This is a genomic window from Ornithinibacillus gellani, from assembly GCF_003730295.1.
Lineage (GTDB): Bacteria > Bacillota > Bacilli > Bacillales > Amphibacillaceae > Ornithinibacillus_A > Ornithinibacillus_A gellani.
Genome location: NZ_QTSZ01000049.1, coordinates 82476 through 107943, shown reverse-complemented (window position 1 = coordinate 107943; position 25468 = coordinate 82476). Strand labels below are relative to the sequence as shown.

The following is a 25468-nucleotide window of genomic DNA, read 5'->3' as shown; positions in this document are numbered from 1 at the left end:
GGAAAAGAGGTGGAATATCTCCACCCCTCATTTTACCGCATCTATACAGAACGTTCAATTAAACGGACCCATTTATTATCCAAGCTCCATTAATGGAAAATATGCACAGTTGGCTCCTTTTGTCCCGCCTCCCGAAAGATAAAGCTTTCCATTTTATCACTGGATACAATATTGATTTCTAAATCATAGTAATCAGGAAACATTTCCTTGACCAGCCCGAAGGCATATTGGGTAAAACCGATAATTTCACCTTTTCCATAAAATTCTATTGGTATTTCCAAGGTGAGTTTTTTAAGCTCTTTATTATAATAAAAGCCTTCCCCAATAACGCCGACATAATTCGGGAAGTATTCAGCGATTTCGTCCCCAAAGCTATTAACGAGCTGGGCATCTTCAAAATATTTATCCTTTGCGTGATCAGATGGGAAAAGAACATATTCTTCGTTGATGCTGTCCCATTTTCCTATTTTTGAGCTACCTTTTTCAACCATGGTCTCCGCAACAAAGTTTCCTGGAACTGGGGAGCCTTGTTCCTCTTCACGATATAATGCAATCATAATTGGAACATTTTCCAACCCTTCTACCTTACGAATTCGTTTTAATATTTCCGCAGCCATTTTTTCGCCTTCTGCCAGCATTTCTTTCTTACTAATTTTTTCATAGTAATACGGGCCACCTGTCTCGGTCTGGAAGCGATAAACAGATTTCATTGCTAGCGCGATAGATACACCAACGAGTTCAACTGAATTATTCTCTTTTTTCCGTAGAAAGTTCTGCTCCAGCACATGTGATAGGTAGCGTGGGTTTTTACGATATACCTTCTCATCCTGGTCTTTTTTGATTTTGGGGTTCAGCTCATCAATGATTTCAAATATCGTGTCCTGTGATAAGTACTGTCCCTCTTCAAAATAGTATTTCTCTGGATCAAAATGTGCACTGGAGAGTCTTCTTAATCCTTCTTCTACCTCATCAATATCCAGCCGATTGGCTATTTGATTAGTGATGGCTCCCCTTGCTTTACTCGGACGGTATGGTAATATCATCCGATAATTATCCTTTGCTAATTTATAGCTTGGTACAATCGATTTATCCTGCTCAGCTTGTTCATCCTGCTTCACCACTTCTTCATCCTTCGAGCTTGGTGCGCAGCTTGTTAGTAAGAGGAGTGTACCGAGCAGTAATATTCCTATTTTTTTCATTGTATTCCACTCCTTTATATGCGGAGATTTCTTCGTCTTCACTGATTTAAAGCTTCCTCCAGCTGTGATTCATTCCATATCTCAATCCCAAGTTCTACTGCTTTATCATATTTCGAACCAGCTGCTTCCCCGGCAATGACCAGGTCTGTTTTTTTACTTACACTGCCTGTCACTATACCACCAAGCGCTTCAATCGCTTCTTTGGCTTGTTTTCGAGAGTAGGTTTCCATTTTACCAGTTAGTACAACCGTCTTCCCAGAAAATATCGATTCTGTGTGCTGTTCGCTCGGTCGAATACCTTTATATTCCATATTAACGCCTAATTCACGTAGCTCATCCATTAAATCAACTACTTTTTCCTGGGCGAAATACTGTACAATGGCATCCGCCATCTTATCACCAATTTCATCCACTGCAAGGAGTTCTTCTTCTGTTGCATGCTGAATGGCTTCCATTGTTCCAAATGTTTGTGCCAAAGTTTTTGCAGCTTTTTCACCAATAAATCGGATCCCTAGTCCAAACAGCAAACGCTCCAAGGAATTCGCTTTGGATGCTTCGATTGCTGTTAACAGATTGGAAACAGATTTCTCTCCCATCCGTTCCAAATTCAATAATTCTTCCCGGTCCAACCGGTACACATCTGCAATGGTATGAATGAGTTTTTCCCGAAAGAGTTGGGCGATGACTTTTTCCCCCAGTCCATCAATATTCATAGCATTACGAGAAACAAAATGAATGAGTCCTTCCTGCAGTTGGGCAGGACAGTCAGGGTTTAAGCATCTTAAAGCGACTTCCCCGTCTAATCGCACCAATTCCTTACCACATGCAGGACATGTCTCAGGCATGAAAAATTCTTCTTCATCACCAGTCCGTTTTTCAACAATTACTTTTACAACTTCCGGAATGATATCGCCTGCTTTGCGGATAACGACTGTATCCCCTATACGGATATCCTTTTCACGAATCAAGTCCTCATTATGCAATGTTGCACGCTGTACAGTAGAGCCTGCTACTTTGACAGGTGTCAGAACAGCGGTTGGGGTTATTACTCCTGTTCTGCCGATGCTTAGCTCAATATCTACCAGTTTTGTTAAGACTTCCTCTGCAGGAAACTTATATGCAATTGCCCAGCGCGGACTCCGGGCGGTGAATCCTAGTTCATCCTGCTGGTCCAAATCATCCACCTTAATCACGATACCATCAATATCATAGGTAAGCTCCTGGCGATGTGCTGTCCAGTATTGAACATATTCCAATACTGCTTCAATGGAATCACATTTCTTCCATTCGCCATTCACCTTTAAACCGAGTTGTTTCATATAATTCAAACGTCCACTATGGGTAGGAATATCTTCAATTTCCCATTCCCCCACACCATAGAGAAAGATGTCCAAATTACGAGAGGCAGCTGTTTTGGGATCAAGCTGGCGCAACGACCCTGCAGCCGCATTTCTAGGATTGGCAAATAACTCCTGCTCGTTTTCTGCACGTGCTTCATTTAGCTTAAGAAAAGAGCGCTGCGGCATGAAGGCCTCTCCGCGAACCTCTATTGTACGCTGATCTGAAATAGATAATGGGATACTGCGGATTGTACGTAAATTACTCGTGATATCCTCTCCTGTACTTCCTTATAGGTAAAACGTTTTTTGTACAACTACCATTGAACCCTTACACCATCTCTGTTTTTGGTGATTTTTTATAATTTATTTAGTTTATACAACCTTATACAATTTATTATGCACTATTTTAATTAAAAAAACGAGGTTTTTGCAAAAAGAAACCAATTAATGAGTTTATCAGTAAAATGAAAATTGTATATTTTAATAGATTAATATGTTATCATTTTCCCAAGAATAGGAATAATTCTGAAAGAGGGAATAACGTGTATCTAATTGTTGAGAGAAATTCCAATGAAGGTATCTATTTTAACAAAACATTTCTGTCTAATGATGGAACTGTACTTTCAAATGAAAACGTACACATTAGAAATGCTAAGGTGAAATATGATGGGGTTGAATATGTATATCTTTATGACATGGATATGAAACCTATTTCCGATGTATTTGACTATATAAACATGGAGATTGGCGATAGTTCTCCAAATTATCGTTACGTTGCTTCTACTGCTCTGAAACTTCTTTATAGCTATTTAAAATTATATAACTTAAAACTTGAATTCCTTTCAAAAAATGACGTAAAAAACCTAATTGCGTTTCTACAAGGTATCTCAAAAAAAGGTACTTTATATGAGTTTGAGTTGTTTACATTGCGTTCTTATTCGACTATCAATACTTATCTCGCAATCTTTAGAAGTTTTGTTTCATACTTGGGTTATAAGGAGTCAGTATTTCTAAAAAAAAGCAATAAATATAAACTTGTTACCAATCATGAAACCGATGTTCCCATCAAAATCACGCAATATGAAATAAGTGCCAAAGATTATAAACCAGAATTAAGCACTCCAAGATATATCAGTATAGAGGATTTCAAAAAAATACTTACTGTAATAAGAAATGATTATACGTTAAGAGAAGAATGTATAGTTAGATTAATGTTTGAAAACGGATTAAGACTGGGCGAGGTTCTCGGACTGACAAATGAAGATATTGTTGAGAACGAAAAAGGAGCTTATTTATATCTTCGTAACCGCTGTACAGACTCATTTGATCAATTGGCTAAGGCCTGTATAAAAGTTAATACAAAAAGACAATACAAAACTAAGGCGTATGCCACAAAAGACTTAGGATATCAGGTTGTTTTTCTTAATGAAACATTATTAGAGAAGATTAATGATTATGTAAATGAGTACCATCTAAGTGAAGGGATTAAATTTCAAGAGAACTACAATCAATTTACAATCGCTGATTCTGCTATAGATTCACAGGATGAGTCTGAAAACTTTTATTTATTTATAAACAGCTTAGGAAAGCCTTTAAGTGCTAATCTATGGGGCAAAACTTTACGAGAAATATTTAAAAAGGCTGGATTAAACGTAGATAAGGGACGCCGAGAAATTAATCTTAGTCATCGTTTTAGACATGGATTCGCTATGTTTATGATTCGTCATAAAAAAGTTGATGCACATGATCTAAAAGTGCTGTTGAGACATCGAAGTATTAATTCTGTTCAACATTATTATCGCCCGACCGATGAAGATGTCGTAGAAATGAGAACTGAATTTGTCAAATCCATATACGATTTAATACCCGAACTAACAATATAAAGGTGATAAAATATGACAGGACATAGTAACCCTATTAATTTCAATGATAAAAAGATAAAGCGAATAGTAAATATCTTTATTGACAAATCAACTCGACAAAATTATCACAATTTTGATTTATCGGATGCCTATAATGTAATAGAACTTTTAGAAGAGAATTTAGACCGTTTTTCTGTTACTTGGGAATTTTTCCAAAAGCTATTTAATAAAAGTCAAGACAAAAAAATCAGAGAAGGTATTTGCAGACTTGTTTTGCTATTCATAAACAATGACTGCTACTATGGGGAATTCAGAGAAATAGTTAAATCCTTTAATTGGTCGAATCATTTAGCCAAAGAGTTATATTGGCTATTCTCTAATTCTATGCTTCCATATAATTTAATTGTAATAAAAAAGGATACTAAGAGTAAAAATCCGAAAATCCAAGAGAACAATTTAACTTGTAAAAATGATTCTTCCACACTCTTTCTTTCAAATTTACTAAGGGACTTTGTAATGAATAATCATACAGGTAGTCGTAACCATCGTTTTTACGCTAATTTTCAGGCAAGCCTTAACGGAAAACCTATTAATAGGGTTACTGATTTTAATGCTGAAACATTTAAACAGCAATACTATTTCTATAAGACTAAAGAAAAGGGTTCGAATTCAATAACGTTATTAAAGAAATTCTACCTGATGTTACTATCCTATTCCGACGGGCGTAACATTTTAAATTGGAAAGACGGATTAGATGGTAATATGCTTCAATTGGTTAGCTTTAATAAGAACTACGAAAAAGGGTTCTTGCCCATTCCATTAAATCCTTTCGATCCTATACCCGAATATGATAAATGGTTAATCATGCCTAACGGTCTGGAAAATACCACTACAAAGATCAATAGTTTTTCATATAGGCCTGTGAATTTTCAGCCCACCAAAGATGAAAAACTTAAATTTGGTCTCAAACATTGGTTTTGGAATTCAAATACATCCCTACCCGCAAGAATTGATTATACACAAATCTGTATAAAATTCATAAACTTTATTTTTGATTTGCGGAACGACTATAGCATCAGAAAGGTAACATCATCTGATGAACGAATAGATAGTTTTATCGTTGAGGAAGTTTTTTCTTATGTTCAATTCATAAAAGGCAATAAAATGAACAATAGTTACATTTCAGTTGTAAGAGGTTTTCTCACTTACCTCCAAGAAAATAACCTTTATAAAATTGAACCAAGTGTCTTTAAATATTTAGTTACTAAAACTGCTCAGGTTAACAACACATCAAAAGATATCTCGGATGAACTTCTAATAAACATCGAAAACAAATTAAAAGAGAACTCGGCGGATAATTATCTAAACACTCTTTACTATATTGTTTTTCATATTGCTATTGCTACAGAATTTAGAATCTCACAAATTCTAAATTTGAAAATCAGTTGTTTAGTAAAGGATGTTAAGAGAGACTATTATTTAGAGTCTCATTCAAAGGTTTCAAATGGGAAAAAGGTAAAAGTTCCAATTACTCCCTACACTAAGCGATACATTGAAACTGCAATAAAGTTTACACAAGATGTAAGAGATGAATGCAAGAATCCCTCTATTAAGGAACAAATCTTTATTCATAATAATTCAGCTTATAACTATAAAGTAATAAGTGTTCGATCATTTTCTGACTACCTAAAACGAATCTGTAATCAATTAGGGATTGAAAGTTTTACTGCACATAATTTAAGAGATACTTATATGACAAAATCAATTGAATATGCCATGAAACAAAACATGTCAGAAATGGAATTAAGAGCTTTAACTAATCACAAACAACTTAACACTACCACCAACCACTACGTTGCTGAAAAAATCAAAGATTATCTTGAAGCAACTCATATGGTTGTTATTGGGAATCCAACAATAAAAGGAAATATCGTTACTGAAACAGACCACTCTAACAAAGACCTTGTGAATGAAAACTGTGGATATTGCCCATATGAATCATGTATTCAAACAAAAGGAAACTTAGATTGTTTAATGTGTTCAGGTTTTATTGCTACTGTCGATAGAATCCCATTTTACGAAGAAAAAATCGCTAAGATTGATAAAGATATTAAATCATCAAAATCCCAAGCAACAAGAGATAAACATGTAGTTGTTAAACGTCTATACCTTGCCTATTTAGAAAAACTGTTAGTGTTGAAGGAGGAAAAAGCATGAATGGCTCTATAAAAGAATTACATAATATTCAATGGCTTTTTCCAGAAGAATTTGATGATGCTATTTTAAACAGCGTAAAGACAAATAGGATTTTTGAGCATATAAAAAGAATTGATAAACTCCCTATCGTATCTGGTGACATATTCTTTTCAAACGATATTTGGGATTTTAACTCTGTAACACTCAAACGTGTTCCTAAGAGAAAGTCTGAATTTAATTTCAAGAACATAAACCTTGCATTTAAAGACCATGTTAAATTTTTTACACTCACTCAGATTTGGGAAGATGTTGATAAAATACAAACAATTTATATAACTGTCAATAACATAAAAGATTTCTTAAAATACCTTACATCTAATGATATCTATTCCCTTGATTATGTGAGTCTTCAAACAGTAAGTAAGTATATTAAATCTAAAGAAGACTTATCAGCAGGAACAATACAAAGATATAAGATGAATTTAATAAAACTTTTCCAATTCTACTCTACTAATTACAAATCTATTGAGTGGGTTGATATACACAGATTCCTTTCCCATACAGATAGTCATGCTCTTAAAGCTCAAAGAAATGCTGGTAAATGGGATACAATTTCTGATGAATACTTTAATAGCTTAATAGCTTGCTTAACTAAGGTAATGGAAGACAAAAATACACCTATTGATGATAGAGGAGCATCGGCTATGCTCATATTGTTATCTCAAACTGGATTAAGAAATGGGGAAATATGCGATTGCACAATAGGCAGTTTAGAAAGTTTAAAAATATTAAATGGCACAAAAACGGCTTATTATTTAAGGTATGAGACTTCTAAGGGTGTAAAAGGTAATGGCAATTTTAAAGAAGTAAATACTATTATGACGGACTTAGCTTGCAAGGCTTACTATACCTTGGAAGAAATATATAACACAAGTCGTATCAAGGCTAATAGTAATTTGCTTTTTGTCCCGTTAAAAGTAAGGACATTACCAGTTACCGAAAATACATTGACCAGAATGGCAACAGCCATAGCTCTTAAATACGGTAAAGAAATTGGGTGTATTAATGTCAAAGAAAAATACCCTACTTTATATCACCAAAATATCGGAGTTTTAATGGAACGGAAAGTTATAGGCAGCGAATATTTCAGCCATTACAAGCCTACTGATATTGTAAGTATTCCCCGACCACATCAATATAGGGTAAAGTTGTGTAATGAACTTATTAATCAGGGTGTGTCTCTATTATATGTTCAAAGGCACATGAATCATTTAGAAAAGGAAATAACTTTGGGTTATCAAAGAATTGAAAAAGATTTAGAAGAAGACAAAGATTTTGCAGAATCTGTAATGAAAATGCTTATTACAGGAGAAACGGAGATTATGGGCCAAGGAAAAGATACCCTTATGCTTCGTATAAATGAGCATATAAAAAATTCAAATTTGAATGTTGCCACTGATTTAGATGAAATTATAAATGATCTAACTAAAAAGGTTCCGATTAGGGCTAAAGAAGGCGGTATATGTATAAAAAGTGGTCCTATAAGAGAATGTGGAAAAAGTGATGCAACCGATGAATTATATTGTGCTTATGGCATGTGCAACAACCTATTTCACTCCTTTTTCTTGATCGATATTAACTACAAAAAATATACAACATTATTAAAGACAATAAAATACAATCAAGAAAAAGGATTTAAGAAAGCCTCCGAGAAAGAAACAAACAAGTTACGTTGGATTGTAGAAAAATACCTAATTCCAGAACTTGAAGAGTTAGAAAAAGAAGTTCAACGTAAAGGTGAAAGTGAAGTTAAGGAAAAATTCCCACAGGTTTCATTCTTCATAGACAACTATGATTCTATCAAGAAGGAGGTAAAGGCATGGTTAAATTAGATGAAAACATAATTCTTACTTTAGAAAAAATGAAGGTCAGTATTGAATTAATTGAGCCGAAAGTAAAAGAATATCTAAATAAAGTGGAAAAAACAATAAGTGAAAAGTTTTCCTTACAAGAAGAAATTATGACTCAAATGAAAAAGAATAGACCATCAATAAATAATATTGCAACCGAATCAAAAATTGCTCGGCAAACAATTTACAACAATGAAGTATTAAAAAACTATATCGAAATTAGAATAGATCAATACAATCAAGACGATCCAGTGAAAAGAAACGAGAAACTTTCAGAAAAAATTTCAGAACTCGAATCAATAATTAAGAAAATGATGGAACGGGATGTTAGTGTAGAACTCATGAGAAGAAAAGTTTCCTTAGTTGAGAATGAATTGAAATTATTAAAAAGGGAAAACGTTGAACTCCACGAACGATATAATAACTTAAAACACAAAAAAGACGTAAATGAAAATATTAAATCAAATGTAGTAAAGCTCTCCCCTAAACATTAAAAGATAAAAACCATTTGGTAAAATAATATATAAAGGCTGTGTAATATATGAATATTTCTCTAATTGTTGCTATGGATAAAAATAGAGTAATAGGCAAAGACAATGACATCCCCTGGAGAATTCCAAATGATTGGGAGTATGTTAAAAATACAACAAAGGGATATCCCATCATTTTAGGCAGAAAGAACTTAGAGTCAATTGGAAGGGCTTTACCCAACAGAAGGAATATTATTTTAACAAGAGATAAGAATTTCAATTTCCATGGTTGTGAAATTGCTCATTCTATCGAAGATGTATTTGAGCTTTGTAAAAATGAAGAAGAGATTTTTATTTTTGGAGGAGAACAGATTTATAATATTTTCTTTCCATATGTTAAGAAAATGTATATTACAAAGATTCATCATGAATTTGAAGGAGATACCTTTTTTCCAGAAGTTAATTTCGATGAATGGAAAGAAGTATCTGTAAAAAAAGGGAGTCGGAATGACAAAAATCCTTATACCTATTATTTTCATGTTTATGAAAAATAGATTTTATTAAGATAGCAATTTAGTAGGAGCAAAATTTTAGAAATTATAGTAAAATTAATAACAAGCCATTATGAAAAAATTGCTATTATTGGCTCAAAAATTAAATCAACATTTGATCAGAGAGGGGTTTAAATTATGGAAAGAATAGACATATTAAATGGTGGTTATGTGATTTTACAAGACCACATGGGTTCCGATTTATCGGTTACAAATTCAGCTCGTGTGTCTTACAACAAGAAAAAAGCCATTCTTGATGATAAAGACAAGGGACTTATAGACTTTCTCGCTCGTGAAGGTCACACAAGTCCATTTAGACATACTTCACTTCAATTTGAGGTATATGTTCCCCTTTACGTTGCAAGACAGCATTGGAAGCATATAATTGGTTCTGGGTTCCAAGATCCATTCGTTGCTTGGAATGAATCTTCTCGTCGCTATATTACAGAGGAACCAGAGTTCTATATTCCTCAAGCTGACGAGTGGAGGTCAAAGCCACAAAATTCAAAACAAGGTTCGGGTGAAGTCTTAAACGAATCATCTGGAAGCATCTTCACAAAGAAACTTGAAAAACACGTTGACGAAGGTGAGCGACTTTATGAAGAAGCAATGGAGGCAGGAATAGCTCCAGAACAAGCTCGTTTATTCCTTCCCGCTTACTCCATGTTTGTGAGATATTATTGGACTGGCTCCCTGCAAGGTGTAGCACACTTCTTAAAATTGAGGCTCCCAGAAGATGCACAATATGAAATCAGAGTTCTTGCTGAGGCAGTTAAGGAATTAGCCCATGAGAAGTTTCCTCTATCTCTTGATGCTCTCCTGAAGTATTCTTAAAAAGTGATTAGCGAGATATACAGAATAAATTGACTTTTACATTTTTATTGGTTAACATTAACAATAATTTCATAATTAATTCAATGACGAGAAAGAGTAATTATGTATATCTTATCTACAGAGAGTTGACGAATTGCTGAAAGTCAACGTTAAGACCATGATGAAAATCCTCTCCGAGAAGCAAAGTTGAAAAGAAATTTAAACTTTGACGGCATTCTACCGATACCCAGGACACGTATGATAGTACGTAGTGTAATTAACTGATTAAAACCACTACTATGGTTTTTTATTTTGTTAATGGAAGATTATATTCTTTTATATAAACTCGATCCCACATTACGTAGGATCGAGTTTTTTTATTAAAATAATAATGAGGTGATAAAGTTGAAAGAGTCAAATGCAGCAATGGAATTAAGAGTACGTGAACAATGGAAAAAGGATGGTACATTCCAACGTTCTATATCTAACCGAGAAGGAAATGAGGCATTTGTTTTTTATGAAGGGCCACCAACGGCAAATGGTTTACCACATGCAGGTCACGCCCTTGGAAGAACCATTAAGGACTTTGTAGCAAGATATAAAACAATGTCGGGTTATCAAGTTTTAAGAAAAGCAGGTTGGGATACTCATGGTTTACCTGTAGAATTAGAAGTGGAAAAACAGTTAAATATTCGTGGGAAAGATCAAATTGAAGAATACGGAATTGAAAATTTCATTCAAAAATGTAAAGAAAGTGTTTTTGAATATGAAAATGAGTGGAAACAATTCACCAATGCTCTTGGCTATTGGGTAGATATGGAAGACCCTTATATTACCTTAAATAACGAATATATTGAGTCAGTTTGGAATATTTTATCTACTATCCATGAAAAAGGCTTATTATATAAAGGACATCGAGTTATACCCTATTGTCCTGATTGTGAGACTTCACTTAGCTCTCATGAAGTTGCACAAGGATATAAGGATGTTTCTGATTTATCAGTTACAGCTAAATTCCGCTTAAAAGGAACTAAAAATGAATACCTTTTAGGATGGACAACAACACCTTGGACATTGCCTGGCAATGTTGCTGTTGCTGTAAATCCTAATATGAACTATGTAAAAGTAAAACAAGGCTTAGAAGTATTTGTCCTTGCAGAGTCATTGGCTCCTATAGTTATCAAGGAGGATTACGAAACCCTGGATGTGATTAAAGGGGAAGACTTAATAGGTCTCTCTTATGAAGCACCCTTTAATTATGTTACCGTATCCAATGGTCATAAAGTTCTCGGTGCGGATTTTGTTACAGATACAAGTGGAACTGGTATTGTGCATATAGCACCCGCCCATGGAGAAGATGATTACATTGCCATCCAAGATAATCAATTTTCTTACGTAAATGTAGTTGATTCTAAAGGTCGCTATAAGGAATATGTAACCCCGCTTGCTGGAAAATTTGTAAAAGATTGCGACGTTGAAATTATAAAAATGCTATCAAAACAAAATCTTTTATTCGATAAGGAAAAATATGAGCATAGCTATCCCCACTGTTGGCGATGTGATAGTCCTCTTCTTTATTATGCTATGGAGGGGTGGTTTATTAAGACTACAGAGGTAAAAGAAAAAATACAAGCCAATAACCAAGAAGTTGAGTGGTTTCCTTCTCATATGAAAGATGGAAGGTTTGGGAACTTTTTGGATAATATGGTTGACTGGAATATAGGTAGGGATAGATATTGGGGAACACCATTAAACGTTTGGGTTTGTCAAGATTGTGGTATTGAAAAAGCCCCAAATTCTGTAAAAGAATTAAGTGAACTTTCAGTAGAAGAAGTACCAAAAAACATAGAGTTGCATAAACCTTACGTAGACAAATTACATTTAGCTTGCCTTTGTGGTGGTACTATGGATAGAACAAGCGAAGTTATTGATGTTTGGTTTGATAGTGGATCAATGCCATTTGCCCAATATCATTATCCATTTGAAAACAAAGATATGTTTAAAAAGCAATTTCCTGCTGATGTAGTTATTGAGGGCGTTGACCAAACAAGGGGATGGTTTTACAGTTTGTTGGCTGTTTCTACTTTGTTTACAGGAGAATCACCGTATAAACGAGTCCTTTCTTTAGGTCATATTTTAGATGAAAATGGACAAAAAATGTCAAAAAGTAAAGGTAATGCCTTGAATCCTGCTGAGCTTATTAATGAGTTTGGTGCTGATTCTCTAAGATGGGCGTTGTTAGCTGATAGTTCACCATGGAATAATAAACGTTTTTCTAAAAAAACTGTCAGTCATGCTAAGTCCAAAGTTATAGATACGCTACTAAACGTTTATTCTTTTTACTCGATGTATGCGGAAATTGATCAATTTAATCCAGATAGTGATTTGGGTGGCACTAAAACAACTCTTGATAAATGGATTCTTTCTCGCCTAAATACTGTTATAGAGGAAGTTACCCATAGTTTAGATGATTATGATATCACAAAAGGAGCAAGATCAATTTCAACATTTATTGATGAACTCAGCAATTGGTATGTAAGGCGTTCCAGACAACGTTTTTGGAATAGTGGTATGACTAATGATAAGAGGGCGGCATTTAGTACCTTGTTTGAGGTATTAAAAAAGCTATCACAGCTCATGGCTCCTTATACACCTTTTGTTACAGAACACATATACTCAAACTTAGTGAAAGATAGTGTGCATGTATCAGATTACCCTAAATCGGATGAAATGCTTATTGATGAACAATTAGAAAAAGATATGGATGAAGTCTTACAAATAATAGAGCTGACAAGATCCCTTAGAAATACAGTAAGAATTAAAACCAAACAACCATTAGCTCAATTGGTAGTTGTCCCGACGGAAGAATCCACTCTATCCCAGTTGGAAAAATATTCGTCTATTATAAAAAATGAAATGAACCTAAAAGAAGTAAAGTTTACGAGGGATTATTCAGATTTGTTACAGCTTGATCTCAAATTAAACTTTTCGGTAGTTGGGCCAAAGTTAGGCAAATTCGTTGGCCAAGTTAAAAATAAAGTTGATAAATTAGACGATAAGGAAAAGGAAAAATTCATGAAAGAAAAAGAAATGCAGTTATCATTCAGTTCAGGTGAAACTGTAACTCTTACAACGGATGACGTACTTATTGAGAAAAAAGGAAGAGACGGTTTTGAATTACTTGAAGGGAGTAAATTCCTGACCTTATTAGATACTAATTTGACGCAAGAATTAATTGAGGAAGGCTTAGTAAGGGAATTCGTTCGGGCTGTTCAGACCTATCGCAAGGAATTAAATCTTCCAGTTGAGTTACGAGTAGATCTTTTTGTTCAGACTGATTCGTGGCTTCAAAATGTATTGATTAAATTTGATGAATTAGTACAAAGAAATCTTATTATTAATTCGGTTCATTTTGAAGGTAAACCAGATATGAAAAGTTTTAAAGTGGAAGAAAATGAGGTTAGATTATACATTAAGTCATAAAGACAGAGATAAAGTAGATCAAACAATATATTGTTTGATCTACTGTTTTTCCATTCACTTTAACATTTCCTTAAATTCGTCTTCACTAATTATTTTTATACCTAAATCCTGAGCCTTCGTTAACTTGCTTCCCGCCTCTTCTCCCGCTAAAACAAATGATGTTTTTGTGGATACACTCCCAGAAACCTTACCACCATACATTTGAATTAATTGGGTAGCTTCATTTCTTTTTAAAGTGGGAAGAGTTCCTGTTATTACAAATCTTTCACCATCAAATCTTTGATCCGAACTTTGGTTTTCAGGTATTTTTGATTTAACATTTACGCCAGCCTGTTTTAATTTTGAAATAAGTTTTTGATTCTTTTCTTGTTTGAAATAGTTTATTACACTATTTACCATTATATCGCCAAAATCAGGTAAATTTATTAACTGTTCGTAAGTTGCTTTTCCAATGGCATCAATATCGGAAAAGTTCATAGCTAATACTCTTGCGGTTTGTCTTCCGACATTTTTTATCCCAAGTCCCGTTAATAAATTTTCCAAATCATTATCCTTTGATTTTTCAATAGCCTGCAAAAGATTATCTGTCGCTTTTTGTCTTCCTACTACACCTTTTTCTATTAAGTCATCACGATATTGATCAAGATAATAAATGTCTGCAACATCCTTTATATAACCTTCTAAGACTAATGATTCAACAGAACTTGGCCCAAGCCCTACAATATCCATTGCACTTTTTGATGCAAAGTAAACTATACCACCAAGTTGCTGGGCAGGACACTCATGATTGATACAACGTGTATCTGCACCATCATCCTCTCTAACAGTAGGTGAATTACATATAGGACAAGTTGTTGGGATAGAATACTTTACCGCATTTGCAGGTCTCTTCTCAGGTATACTTCTTATCACTTCTGGAATGATATCTCCCGCTTTTTGAATAACTACGGTATCCCCAATTTGAATATCTTTTGAATCAATAAAATCTTGATTGTGTAGCGTTGCTTTCGATACATCTGTTCCCGCTATTTTAACAGGTTCTAATATAGCGAGTGGAGTTAATCTTCCAGTACGCCCAACTTGTATCTGAATATCGTTAACAACAGTTTCCTTTTGCTGCGCTGGATATTTATAAGCTATAGCCCATCTTGGAACCTTGCTTGTTTCACCTAAATTTTTTCTATCACTTAAATTATCAACTTTAATAACTGCTCCATCAATATCAAAGGATAGGCTGGATCTCTTTTCTCCAATGTTTGACACATATTCCCATATTTCATCCGCTGTGGTACATACTTTATAATCAGGAACAACAGGAAACCCTTGATCACTCAGCCATTCTAATGTCTCACTATGCGAGGTGAAATTCTTTCCTTCCGAAATTTCGAGATTAAAAACAAAGAAATCAAGATTACGGTCACGAACTATGCTTGGATCTAATTGCCTTAATGTTCCTGCGGCCAAATTCCTGGCAGTTTTATAAGTTTTTCCGCCTAAATCACTTTGTTTTTCTGTTATCTTTTCAAATGTCTCATTCGACATGAAAACTTCTCCACGAACCTCTAAATAACTTAGTTTAGTTGGGATTTCTTTCGGTATGGATTTAATTTCTAATATATTTTCAAAAACCGACTCCCCAATTTCTCCATTGCCTCTTGTAATACCATCAGTTAATTTACCGTTGTGATATCTTAACATTATTGATAAACCATCAATTTTTAATTCAACTACATATTTAGGATTTGATACTTGGGAATTCACTCTCTCTACAAAGCTATATATTTCATCTTTGGTAAATGAATTCTGCAAACTTATCACTGGTACATCATGTGCTACTTTTCTTAATTCACGTTTAACTGTACCTCCAATAATTTGAGTAGGAGAATCTTCCACGATAAGTTCTGGATGTTCCTTTTCTAAATCCTTTAGTTCCTGAGCAAGCCTGTCATATTCAAAATCAATTATCTCTGGCTGATCTTCATCATAGTACTTTTTATTATGGTATTGAATTATGCTTCTTAACTCATCAATTCTCTCTCGCACACTCATGCCACTGCACCTCCCACTTGTCTAATTAAAGAAGGCGTTGACATACTCCCATTACTAATAAGATCTTGTACTTTTCTGGACAGATTGTATTTTACCGATAATGTCCCATCCCCTCTTGTCGATCCGCGGACAAACTTACCATTTTCATACAATAGCGATACTGCTAAGCCGTCAATCTTTAATTCACATACATAGGTCACGGGCTGATCGGTTCCTTCCCGAACCCGGCGGTCAAACTCACGTAAATCCGTTTCATTAAATGCATTGCCCAAGCTAAGCATTGGTACTTCATGTGTCACCTTTTGAAAGGAATCAAGTGGTTTCCCGCCAACTCGCTGCGTCGGTGAATCTGCTGTAATCAAATCTGGAAATGCTGCCTCGAGCTCTTGTAGTTCACGTAATTTTTGATCATATTCAGCGTCTGGAACACTTGGTTCGTCCAGTACATGGTATTCATGATTATAGCGATGGAGTAGCTGATGAAGCGCTGCTATCCGCTCCTGTGCTTCCTGTTTATTCATTCATCCAACACCTCTACTTTTTCGTTATTGGTGCAAATTTAGCTAATAAACGCTTGATTCCAGTTGGTGCTGGGAAGGCAACGTCAAGCTCCATCGCTTCTCCCTCGCCTTGCACCTTCACAACCGTTCCTACGCCCCATTTTTTATGGTCCGCCTTGTCACCCGGCATCCATGCTTCACTCTCCGCTCCAGATGTTTTCTGCAGGCGCTGTGCGCGGCGCTTTAATCCTGGTGCTTCGGATTTTGTAGTTTGTGCACGTCCGCCAAATGGGATTTTCTCCTCTTGATCGATTCCTTCTACTAAATCAGTCGGAATTTCATTTATAAAGCGACTAATTGGGTTCATATTTGTTCGTCCATACAAGGTACGCATCCGAGCATGGGTCAAATACAGTTGCTTCTCTGCACGGGTAATTCCAACATATGCCAAGCGGCGCTCCTCTTCCATTTCATCTTGATCAAACATGGAACGACTATGTGGGAAAACATTCTCCTCCAGCCCAATTAAGAAAACAACAGGGAATTCCAATCCTTTGGCAGCATGTAAGGTCATCAACGTAATTTTATCTTCATTTTCCGGATCTTCCTCATCGACAGAATCAATATCTGCAATTAAGGCCAAATCCGTTAGAAAAGCAACGAGTGTTTTATCCTCTTCACTTTTTTCTTCAAAATTCTGGGTAACCGTCATAAATTCCTCTAAGTTTTCCAAACGACTCTGTGCCTCAAGTGTTTGCTCGTTTTTCAGCATTTGCTCATAGCCTGTCCGCTCCAGCACTGCTTCAACCATATCTGTTGCGGTTAAAAACTCCTGCTGCTGAGATAAAGACGTAATCAAATCTGCAAATCCTGCCAAAGCATTTGCTGCTCTTGCAGAGACACCAATAAAATCGACTTCTCTTACTGCAGCAAAGAAGGAAATACCATGCTCTGTTGCATAGGCACGAAGACGCTCTACTGAGGTTTTACCAATTCCGCGTTTCGGTTCATTCACAACCCGTTCAAAGCTTAAATCATCTTCAGGATTCGTAATTAACCGTAAATAAGCGACCATATCTTTAATTTCTTTACGCTCGTAAAACTTCGTGCCGCCAACCATTTGATAGGATACGCCTGATTTCATCAATGTATCCTCAACCGCACGGGATTGCGCATTGGTTCGATATAAGATGGCAATGTCGTTTGGTGAAATGCCTTCCTCACGACGTAAGGTTTGAATTTTTTCCGTAATAAACAGAGCTTCTTCCTGCTCTGTGGAGCCCTGGAAGTAATGGATTTTCTTGCCGTCCGGGTTTTCTGTCCATAAATTTTTTGGCTTTCGACCGGAATTATTTTCAATGACTTTATTTGCTGCTTGTAAAATGGATTTTGTTGAGCGATAATTCTGCTCGAGAAAGATAGTTCGTGCTGCTGGATAATCCTTTTCAAACGAAAGGATATTCGCAATGTCAGCTCCACGCCAACGATAAATTGACTGATCCGAGTCTCCCACAACACATAAGTTTTGGAAACGGCTTGCCAGTTGCTTCACCAAAAAGTATTGGGCATGGTTCGTATCCTGATACTCATCCACATGAATATATTGAAAACGACGCTGATAGTATTCCAATACCTCCGGAACACGGCGGAATAACGTAATGGTTTCCATAATCAAATCATCAAAATCAAGCGATTGGTTTTTACGCAGCATATTTTGGTAAGCAGAGTACACCTTGCCCACCTGGCGCGTAAAGAAATCGCCAACTTTTTCATTATATGCTTCAGGTGTGATCAGTTCATTTTTTGCAGCACTAATTTGTCCAAGCATTGCCCGTGGGTCAAATTGCTTCGGATCCAGGTTGATGTTTTTCAACACTTGCTTCACGACAGATAACTGATCACCACTGTCCAAAATCGTAAAATTACGATTGATACCAATCCGATCGATATCACGACGTAAAATTCGCACACACATGGAGTGAAAGGTCGATACCCACATGTATTCACCTTCCGCCCCGACGAGACGACGAACACGATCCTTCATTTCTCTTGCTGCTTTATTTGTAAATGTAATCGCCAATATATTTCTAGGTGCCACATCTTTTTCACTCATCAGATATGCAATCCGATGCGTGAGCACGCGTGTCTTACCACTTCCTGCACCCGCCATGACCAATAACGGTCCTTCTGTATGCTTCACTGCCTCGCGCTGTTCCTTATTTAAACCCTTGAGCAGGTCATCTCCAGTTCGATTCATGCTACGCACCACCTTCTTTGTCTTTCACGGCCTTCACTGTTTTTAAGGCCTGCTTTAAATTGGTATAAATACTATTTCCAACAACAATCACATCTGCATGTTCCGCCATTTCTTTTGCCTGATCCACATTCGAAATGCCGCCACCATAAAACAGCCGTGTTTGCTGAAGCTGATCCTTCACTTTCTCCACAAGCTGGGGATCACCGTATTTTCCACTATATTCTAAATAAAAAATTGGTAAATGAAAAATACGATCTGCCATGTACGCATATGCCAATACATCTGCTTCATCTGGAAGATTGCAATTGGTATGTGTAAACGCCTTAGCCTCTTCGTTCAAAATGCAATAGCCCTCCACAAACATTTCATCCCAATTCATAATCTCTTTATATTCTTTTATCGCCTGATGCTGGATATCCATCATCCACTTTTTCTCCGTACTATTCAGTACCATCGGAATAAAATAAAAATCAAACCCAGGCGTAATTGCATCCATATTTGAAATCTCTAACACACATGGAACCGTGTAACGTCTAATCCGCGACAATAAGTCCAGTACCCCGTCCAACGTAACATCATCTGTCCCCCCAACAATTACCGCATCTGTACCGGATTCACATATGAGCTCGAGGGCATCATCATCTATTTCCTTCGCAGGGTCTAACTTAAATACATGCTTCCACTCATTCATCGAATTGTACAACGTTATATCCTCCAATTTCATAATCCATTCCTATATTATAGCAAAAATCCAACGAAATTTGAGGACAGAACTAAAGTTTTCAACCAGACACCCTGCCTAACCCCGCCATAGACAACGTCGGAGAAATCAGCAGGCCGATTTCAATCCTGGCTGGTGCGCGAGTTTTGGGGATTGGTGCTCGAGTTCGGGTGGCTGGCGCGCGATTTTGAGTGGTTGGTGCTCTAGTTCGGGTGATTGGTGCTCGAGTTCGGGTGATTGGTGCGCGACTTTGTGTGGTTGGTGCTCGAGTTCAGCTGGTTGACGCGCGACTTTGAGTAGTTCGTGCTCGAGTTTAGCTGGTTGGCGCGCGACTTTGAGTAGTTCGTGCTCGAGTTTAGCTGGTTGGCGCGCGACCTTGAGTAGTTCGTGCTAGAATTCAGGTGGTTGACGCGCGACTTCGGGTAGCTGACGCTCGACTTTGAATTGTTGGTGCGCGAGTTTGGGCTGAGTTCTTAGGTTTTAGCTTTTTATATAATGTTGAAAGCGGCAGCTGCCGCTTTCTTCACTCTTCATGCATGCGACTTCCGATCAAAGGTATGCGACTTTGGACCAAACCCATGCGAGATTAGTGCTGTGGCATGCGAGTTTGAGCTAAAGGTATGCGAGTTAGGCGCCAAGGCATGCGACTTCTACCCAAACCCATGCGACTTTGCGGCCAAATGAAGTGAACCGACTCTTTTTGATGGAATGGGGTTGGAATCGGCGGACCGATTCCTCCATTATAAATATTCTTTAACTGGGGGATGCGCAACTTCACCCGGTTGACCGCGTGATTAATATGTAGAAGTCAGCTCACCGATTTCATCTTCATTTCTTCAGACGTTGGAATCGGCGAGCCGATTCCTTCTTTTTTCAATCCATCACAAAAACACCCGTGCTCCTTCCAAAAATGTTTGAGCGGGTGCGAGTGTTTTTATAAATGAACTGTTTATTTATCGTTGTCTTGCATGCGGTCCAATACCATGCCGTAGCCATCACTACCGTAGTCGATACAGCGTCTGACTCTAGAAATCGTTGCAGTAGAGGCTTTGGTTTCTTTTTCTATGACACTATACGTAAGTCCTTCTCGCAGCATTTTTGCTACTTGCAGGCGCTGTGATAGCGATTGTATTTCACTCATCGTTGCTATATCGTCAAAAAAACGATAGCATTCTTCGATATCTTGTAAAGATAAAATCGCTTCAAACAGCTGGTCAAGCTGTTTGCCTCTTAATTTATCAATTTGCACAACGATACCCCCTAAGTTTTATTCAAATGTTACCGATTTTGCAATACCTGGATCGCTTGGCACGACATTAATCCAAGTTTTACCTGGTACCAATCCAATTGGTTTTCCATCTTTTACCGGTACAATCAAGCCATCTTCGCTTGCCCATTGTACCTGCTGCAGCTTTCCTTTTTGAAGGAGATAAGCGTTGCCGCCAGAATCCATGTCAACCTTTCTTCTGCCAGCATTATCGATGACCTCATGATAGGTTTCCATAATCAAAATATTATCCAATTCAATTGGTTTATCCGTCTCGTATTCTATTGTTTCTTGGCCATCACTTGAACGATGATAGACACCTTTTTTCTTATCATACGTATAGGAAACGACCAAACTCGGTTTACTCGAATAAACAATTTGGATGTGCTCTGCCGCATCTCCACTTATATCAGCAACGTCTTGTTCACTTAAAAAAGGGAGAGGCTTCGTATTATTTTCAATTGAAAAACCTTTTTCGGATGCCGTTTTATAGATAGCTGGAAATTGTACATATGAATTATGAGGTGCTTTTCGAAATGACGCTCGTTTAAAAAGCTTTCCATCATTATCATAATAAGACCCATTCAAATGATCGATTCCACGGTTGCGGATCATGTCATTAATTTGCGCAGCAGCCCCGTGGTATACATATAGTGCCTGATAGCGTTCTGCCAAATCAAAATAATATTCTCGTGCACTGCGAACTGGTCCAACTACATCTGGCTGTTCACTTTGAAACAAAGCTAAAAATCTAGTAATCATGCCTTCTGCTAAAATTTCAAATACAACATCGGCCTTGGATAGTCCTGTTTGAGGTCTGGCAGCTTTGTGATTATTTACCATGATTCCAACTGCCCGTGATACATCCTCGACACTATGTTCTAAGCCTGTTAATGGATAAACGGTAGTAGCGTCATTCTTTTCCTCCACTAGCTCGGGCTCTTGCTTTTCCTTAGCTATTAAACTCTTTTTTTCCTGACTGTCCTCTGCTTTTAGTAAATCCTCGGAGCATGCGCTTAATACGATTATCAGCAACATTGCGCCTAGTATGCAGAAGGTTTTTTTCATTCCGTACCCACAACCTTTGTCATCATTTTTTATTCTTTAATCGTATTATACGCTACCTCATCGTTGCCGGAAAGAGGACTTCTTTTTTTAGGACATCTATGACGCCTTTTTGTGCAATACGAATATATGGCAAATGCGTGGATGATAAGAAAAAGATAGAGTAAATTGGGTCGCCGTATGTGTATCCATATTGGGATAAAATCTGTCTAAGCTCTTTTTCCAGTTCAATCAAATCGGATAATTTCCCATCATACATCACGCCACCTAGCTTTAATGGAATTTCTAGTAATACCTCTCCTTGATTGACAATAACAATGCCGCCGCCCATTTTTTTCAATCGGTCCCAAGCAAGCAGCATATCGCTTTTTCGCTTGCCGATAAAAATAAAATCACCTGTTGTCGAATAAGTGCTCGCAATCGTACCCAATTGATTGGTGAAGCCTTTTAATGTGCTGTTCACACGCCACTTTCCATGTCGATCGATTAACAGTAAAAAGGCGTCCTCCTTTTCCTCCGGGATTTCTTCCGGGGTAATATCCGTTTCAATAGGATATGGCTTGATAATCACATCATTCACCATTTCTAAACCAATTGGTGTAGAGAATTGTAAATCCTCCATTGTCAAATCCCAATCCGGTACCAACGGCTCTATATCATAATGAGACCAATCAAGCTGCATTGGCATGGGCTGTTCCTTACCCGCTTTTACAATCCACTTTCCCTTTGCCAAAACACTGATTGGATGAGGATTTTCCTTTTTCTCCAGGAAATTGATATTTGCAATTCTACCAGGTGCGATACTTCCTAGCTTTTCATCCAAAAGCAAATGTGCTGCTGCGTTATAAGAAGCCATGCGATAGGCATCCTCTAGTGGCACCCCTTTCTCCAAAGCAATTTCAATACATTGATTCATCATACCCGCCTCATAGAAAGCTGGGGTCGCGCCATCTGTTGTCATCATTAATTGATCAAACACTCGAAAATCCGTAGCGAGCAGTTCTTCCAATATTTTTGGTAAATCCGGTCGAATTGAAGAATAGCGTAAGCCTACCTGATAACCGAGTTCCAGCCGCTTCATTACCTCTTTTCCTGTCATCGCTTCATGATCGGAGTTGATGCCAAACAGCTTCATCTTCGTCAATGTTCGTTCAGACGCACCTGGAAAATGCCCCTCAATTGGCTTACCAAGACGCTTCGCCCGCTGAATCCAATAGAGCAAAATGTCGTCCCCTTCCAGCAGTCGTGGCCACGAAGTTAATTCGCCACCTTGAACAACGGAAGGATGATCGAGCCAATCAAAAACATCCTCTGTATTAAACAGCATTTGTTCGTCCTTCAGTGCCGTTTGCGAATCAAAGCGGGACCACCAATACATAGACACAGGGAAATGGTTGAATTCATCCAGTAAAGAAAACGCTTTCTTTTTATTTAAATAAAAAACCCATAATAAATTATCATTAACCAAAGTGGTTGTACCGAACTTTGCTGCATGCCAAGCAAGCTCCAGCGGATTATATAATTGAAATGGATGTGCGTGAGGTTCCATATATCCTGGAACTAAATATTGATTCTGACAATCCACTACTTCATAGCCTTGTTGCATCGGCATATCTTCCCCGACATACACAATTCGATCCTCATATATCCAAATATTTGCCTGTAACCATTGCTTTGTATGTACATTTAAATATGTTGCCTGTTTTAATACGAGTGTAGGAGCTACTTGTCCATCCAGTACGGCAACATGTTTTCTCATTTGTCGGTTTCTCCAGTAACCATTCTCCATAAAACAACTCTCCAGTATAACCATTTTTATCTAGTTTACCATACTTTTACTTTCATACGGTAAAGTTTTTCGTAACTAAAGTGAAGAAATTTTAACAATTGATTGATTTTACAAAAATAATTCGATTTAGATCAACATAATTACCCTGACACACCTATGAAATTGCTAATCCATATGAATCGAGTGCAATTATAAGGCCCGTCCCTCCTATTTTTTAACTCAAACTGATAGCGAGGGCAATAATCAGACTCTTCCCTCCTATTTTTTGACTCAAACTTCTAGTGAGTGCAATAATCAGACTCTTCCTTCCAATTTTTTGACTCAAACTTCTAGTGAGTGCAATAATCAGGCTCGCCCTTCCTATTTTTTAACTCAAACTTCTAGTGAGTGAAATAATCAGGTCTTTCCTTCCAATTTTTTGACTCAAACTGTCGGCGAGAGCAATAATCAGACTCTTCCTTCCAATTTTTTGACTCAAACTGCTGGCGAGGGCAATAATCAGGCTCGCCCTTTCTATTTTTCAACTCAAACTGTCGGCGAGGGCAATAATCAGGCCTTTCCTTCCAATTTTTTGACTCAAACTGCTGGCGAGGGCTGACGAGTAAAAAAACATGACTCCACCCATTTTTCACTCTCCTGCATGTCACTATAAAGCACTATGAAAAAACCACGGACCATATTTGGCATACGGATCCGCGGCAGTTTGAATAGGTGTAATCTTTATTTCCCAATATCTTTACGATAGAAAAATCCGTCTTCTGCTGACAGGCAGCCTAATGATTGATAAGCTTTTTCTGTCGCAGCATCTAGGGTTTTGGCTGTTGCACCAGCGAGCAGTACCCGTCCACCATCAGATACAAGTCCTTCTGCTGTTTGTTTTGCACCAGCATAGATGAGGAAGGAATCATCCGCCAACGTAAAATTCGGGATTGGTAAAGCTTTTGCATAAGTGCCAGGATATCCATTAGCAGCTACAACGACACCTGCACAGCATGCATCCTCCCAAGTTAGCTCAGGATCCTTGCCTGCTAGTACATCTTCAAACACTTGCAATAGATCATTTTTCAATAATGGCAGCACAACCTGTGTTTCGGGATCTCCAAACCGGGTATTAAATTCGATTACCTTTAGCCCTTCTGTCGTCATGATAAGGCCAGCATATAATATCCCTGTAAATGGTCTGTCTTCCGCGACCAGTCCATCCGCTGCCCGTTGAAGGATTTCTTGAATGGCAAATTGAAGATCTTTTTCGGATACATCCGCGACAGGAGCAAAAGCGCCCATGCCACCTGTATTCGGACCTTGATCCTGATCAAAGGCACGCTTATGATCTCTTGCAGTTACCATTGGATACACCTGATTTTCATGAACAAATGCCATCAAAGAGAATTCTTTTCCTGCCAAAAATTCCTCCACGACAATGGTTGTTCCTGCTTCTGCAAATACTTGATCAACGAGCATGGCGTCTACCGCAGCAATCGCATCCTGAACCGTTTCAGCTACGACGACACCTTTACCAGCAGCTAAACCATCTGCTTTAATGACAATTGGTGCCCCTTTTTCTTCAATATACGCTTTGGCTGCTGCAGCATCTGTAAAGGTTTCGTATGCAGCAGTTGGAATGCCATGTCGCATCATGAATGCCTTGGCAAAATCCTTGCTTCCTTCCAGCATTGCCGCTTCCTTTGTCGGTGCAAAGATGGCCAGTCCTTCTGCTTGAAAACGGTTTGTAATACCAGCTAAAAGTGGTACTTCTGGCCCAACAATTGTAAGGTCAACATGATGTTCACGTGCCGCAGCAATAAGTTGATCGATATCTATTTCATCTATATCTAAGCAAACCGCTTCGTCTGCCATACCACCATTTCCAGGTGCAACAAATAGCTTATTTATTCGATCGCTTGCTAAAAGTTTCTTTATCATACTATGCTCACGGCCACCGCGGCCAATTACCAAAACGTTCATTCAGAAGTCCTCCCCATTATTCGTTTTGCTT

The 25468-nt window shown here is 37.4% G+C and carries 15 protein-coding genes, 2 pseudogenes and 1 other annotated feature; of the genes and pseudogenes, 7 read left to right on the top strand and 10 right to left on the bottom strand.

All coding sequences use genetic code 11. The annotated features are described in order from the left end of the window. Window positions 1-89 precede the first annotated feature (89 nt). Together DX933_RS15295 and ligA (DX933_RS15290) are read right to left on the bottom strand one after the other, a co-directional pair. On the bottom strand, window positions 90-1199 hold the full coding sequence (locus DX933_RS15295) for a CamS family sex pheromone protein (RefSeq protein ID WP_123317313.1): 1110 nt from the start codon (window positions 1197-1199) through the stop codon (window positions 90-92). A gap of 38 nt (window positions 1200-1237) precedes the next feature. Further along, window positions 1238-2827, bottom strand: a pseudogene (ligA, locus tag DX933_RS15290) (NAD-dependent DNA ligase LigA); the annotation flags it as partial. A gap of 254 nt (window positions 2828-3081) precedes the next feature. Here ligA (DX933_RS15290) and DX933_RS15285 point away from each other — a divergent pair. From DX933_RS15285 to ileS, 7 genes are all read left to right on the top strand, one after another. After that, window positions 3082-4422, top strand: a complete 1341-nt coding sequence (locus tag DX933_RS15285) for a tyrosine-type recombinase/integrase (protein WP_190279549.1) — start codon at window positions 3082-3084, stop codon at window positions 4420-4422. 12 nt (window positions 4423-4434) lie between these two features. Continuing rightward, window positions 4435-6618, top strand: coding sequence for a site-specific integrase (locus tag DX933_RS15280; RefSeq protein WP_123317310.1), 2184 nt, complete (start codon window positions 4435-4437; stop codon window positions 6616-6618). Continuing rightward, window positions 6615-8489 carry a hypothetical protein gene (locus DX933_RS15275; protein ID WP_123317309.1) on the top strand — a complete coding sequence of 625 codons (1875 nt, stop codon included), beginning with the start codon at window positions 6615-6617 and terminating at the stop codon, window positions 8487-8489. Before DX933_RS15280 ends, DX933_RS15275 begins: the two co-directional genes overlap by 4 nt. After that, a complete protein-coding gene (locus DX933_RS15270; RefSeq protein ID WP_123317308.1) occupies window positions 8477-9001 on the top strand; it encodes a hypothetical protein in 525 nt (174 codons plus the stop codon). The genes DX933_RS15275 and DX933_RS15270 overlap by 13 nt, the downstream gene beginning before the upstream one ends. A 47-nt stretch (window positions 9002-9048) precedes the next feature. Further along, entirely contained in the window at window positions 9049-9531 is a 483-nt protein-coding gene (gene dfr / locus DX933_RS15265) for a DfrD/DfrG/DfrK family trimethoprim-resistant dihydrofolate reductase (protein WP_123317307.1), read from the top strand. A 135-nt stretch (window positions 9532-9666) separates the two neighbouring features. Then, window positions 9667-10362, top strand: coding sequence for an FAD-dependent thymidylate synthase (gene thyX, locus DX933_RS15260; protein WP_123317306.1), 696 nt, complete (start codon window positions 9667-9669; stop codon window positions 10360-10362). A 74-nt stretch (window positions 10363-10436) separates the two neighbouring features. Further along, window positions 10437-10648, top strand: a binding site (T-box leader). Between the two features lie 119 nt (window positions 10649-10767). Continuing rightward, window positions 10768-13824 (top strand): isoleucine--tRNA ligase, encoded by a 3057-nt coding sequence (ileS, locus tag DX933_RS15255; protein ID WP_123317383.1) that lies wholly within the window; start codon window positions 10768-10770, stop codon window positions 13822-13824. Between the two features lie 54 nt (window positions 13825-13878). Here the strand turns inward: ileS and ligA (DX933_RS15250) are convergent, their stop codons facing one another. The 8 genes and pseudogenes from ligA (DX933_RS15250) to purD form a co-directional block, all read right to left on the bottom strand. After that, complete coding sequence (gene ligA / locus DX933_RS15250) at window positions 13879-15873, bottom strand: NAD-dependent DNA ligase LigA (RefSeq protein WP_123317305.1); 1995 nt, start codon at window positions 15871-15873, stop codon at window positions 13879-13881. A 98-nt stretch (window positions 15874-15971) separates the two neighbouring features. Continuing rightward, a pseudogene (gene ligA / locus DX933_RS15245) lies at window positions 15972-16394 on the bottom strand (NAD-dependent DNA ligase LigA); the annotation flags it as partial. A gap of 13 nt (window positions 16395-16407) precedes the next feature. After that, window positions 16408-18630 (bottom strand): DNA helicase PcrA, encoded by a 2223-nt coding sequence (gene pcrA / locus DX933_RS15240; protein WP_123317303.1) that lies wholly within the window; start codon window positions 18628-18630, stop codon window positions 16408-16410. Window position 18631: 1 nt separating this feature from the next. Beyond that, window positions 18632-19321: a heptaprenylglyceryl phosphate synthase gene (locus DX933_RS15235; protein ID WP_123317382.1), complete on the bottom strand. Its 690-nt coding sequence runs from the start codon at window positions 19319-19321 to the stop codon at window positions 18632-18634. Between the two features lie 979 nt (window positions 19322-20300). Continuing rightward, on the bottom strand, window positions 20301-20600 hold the full coding sequence (locus tag DX933_RS15230) for a YerC/YecD family TrpR-related protein (protein WP_123317302.1): 300 nt from the start codon (window positions 20598-20600) through the stop codon (window positions 20301-20303). A gap of 18 nt (window positions 20601-20618) precedes the next feature. Beyond that, window positions 20619-21686 carry a DUF3048 domain-containing protein gene (locus DX933_RS15225; RefSeq protein WP_123317301.1) on the bottom strand — a complete coding sequence of 356 codons (1068 nt, stop codon included), beginning with the start codon at window positions 21684-21686 and terminating at the stop codon, window positions 20619-20621. A 52-nt stretch (window positions 21687-21738) separates the two neighbouring features. Next, window positions 21739-23442, bottom strand: coding sequence for an adenine deaminase C-terminal domain-containing protein (locus tag DX933_RS15220; protein WP_397316687.1), 1704 nt, complete (start codon window positions 23440-23442; stop codon window positions 21739-21741). Between the two features lie 750 nt (window positions 23443-24192). Further along, complete coding sequence (gene purD, locus DX933_RS15215; RefSeq protein ID WP_123317299.1) at window positions 24193-25437, bottom strand: phosphoribosylamine--glycine ligase; 1245 nt, start codon at window positions 25435-25437, stop codon at window positions 24193-24195. Window positions 25438-25468: the final 31 nt, after the last annotated feature.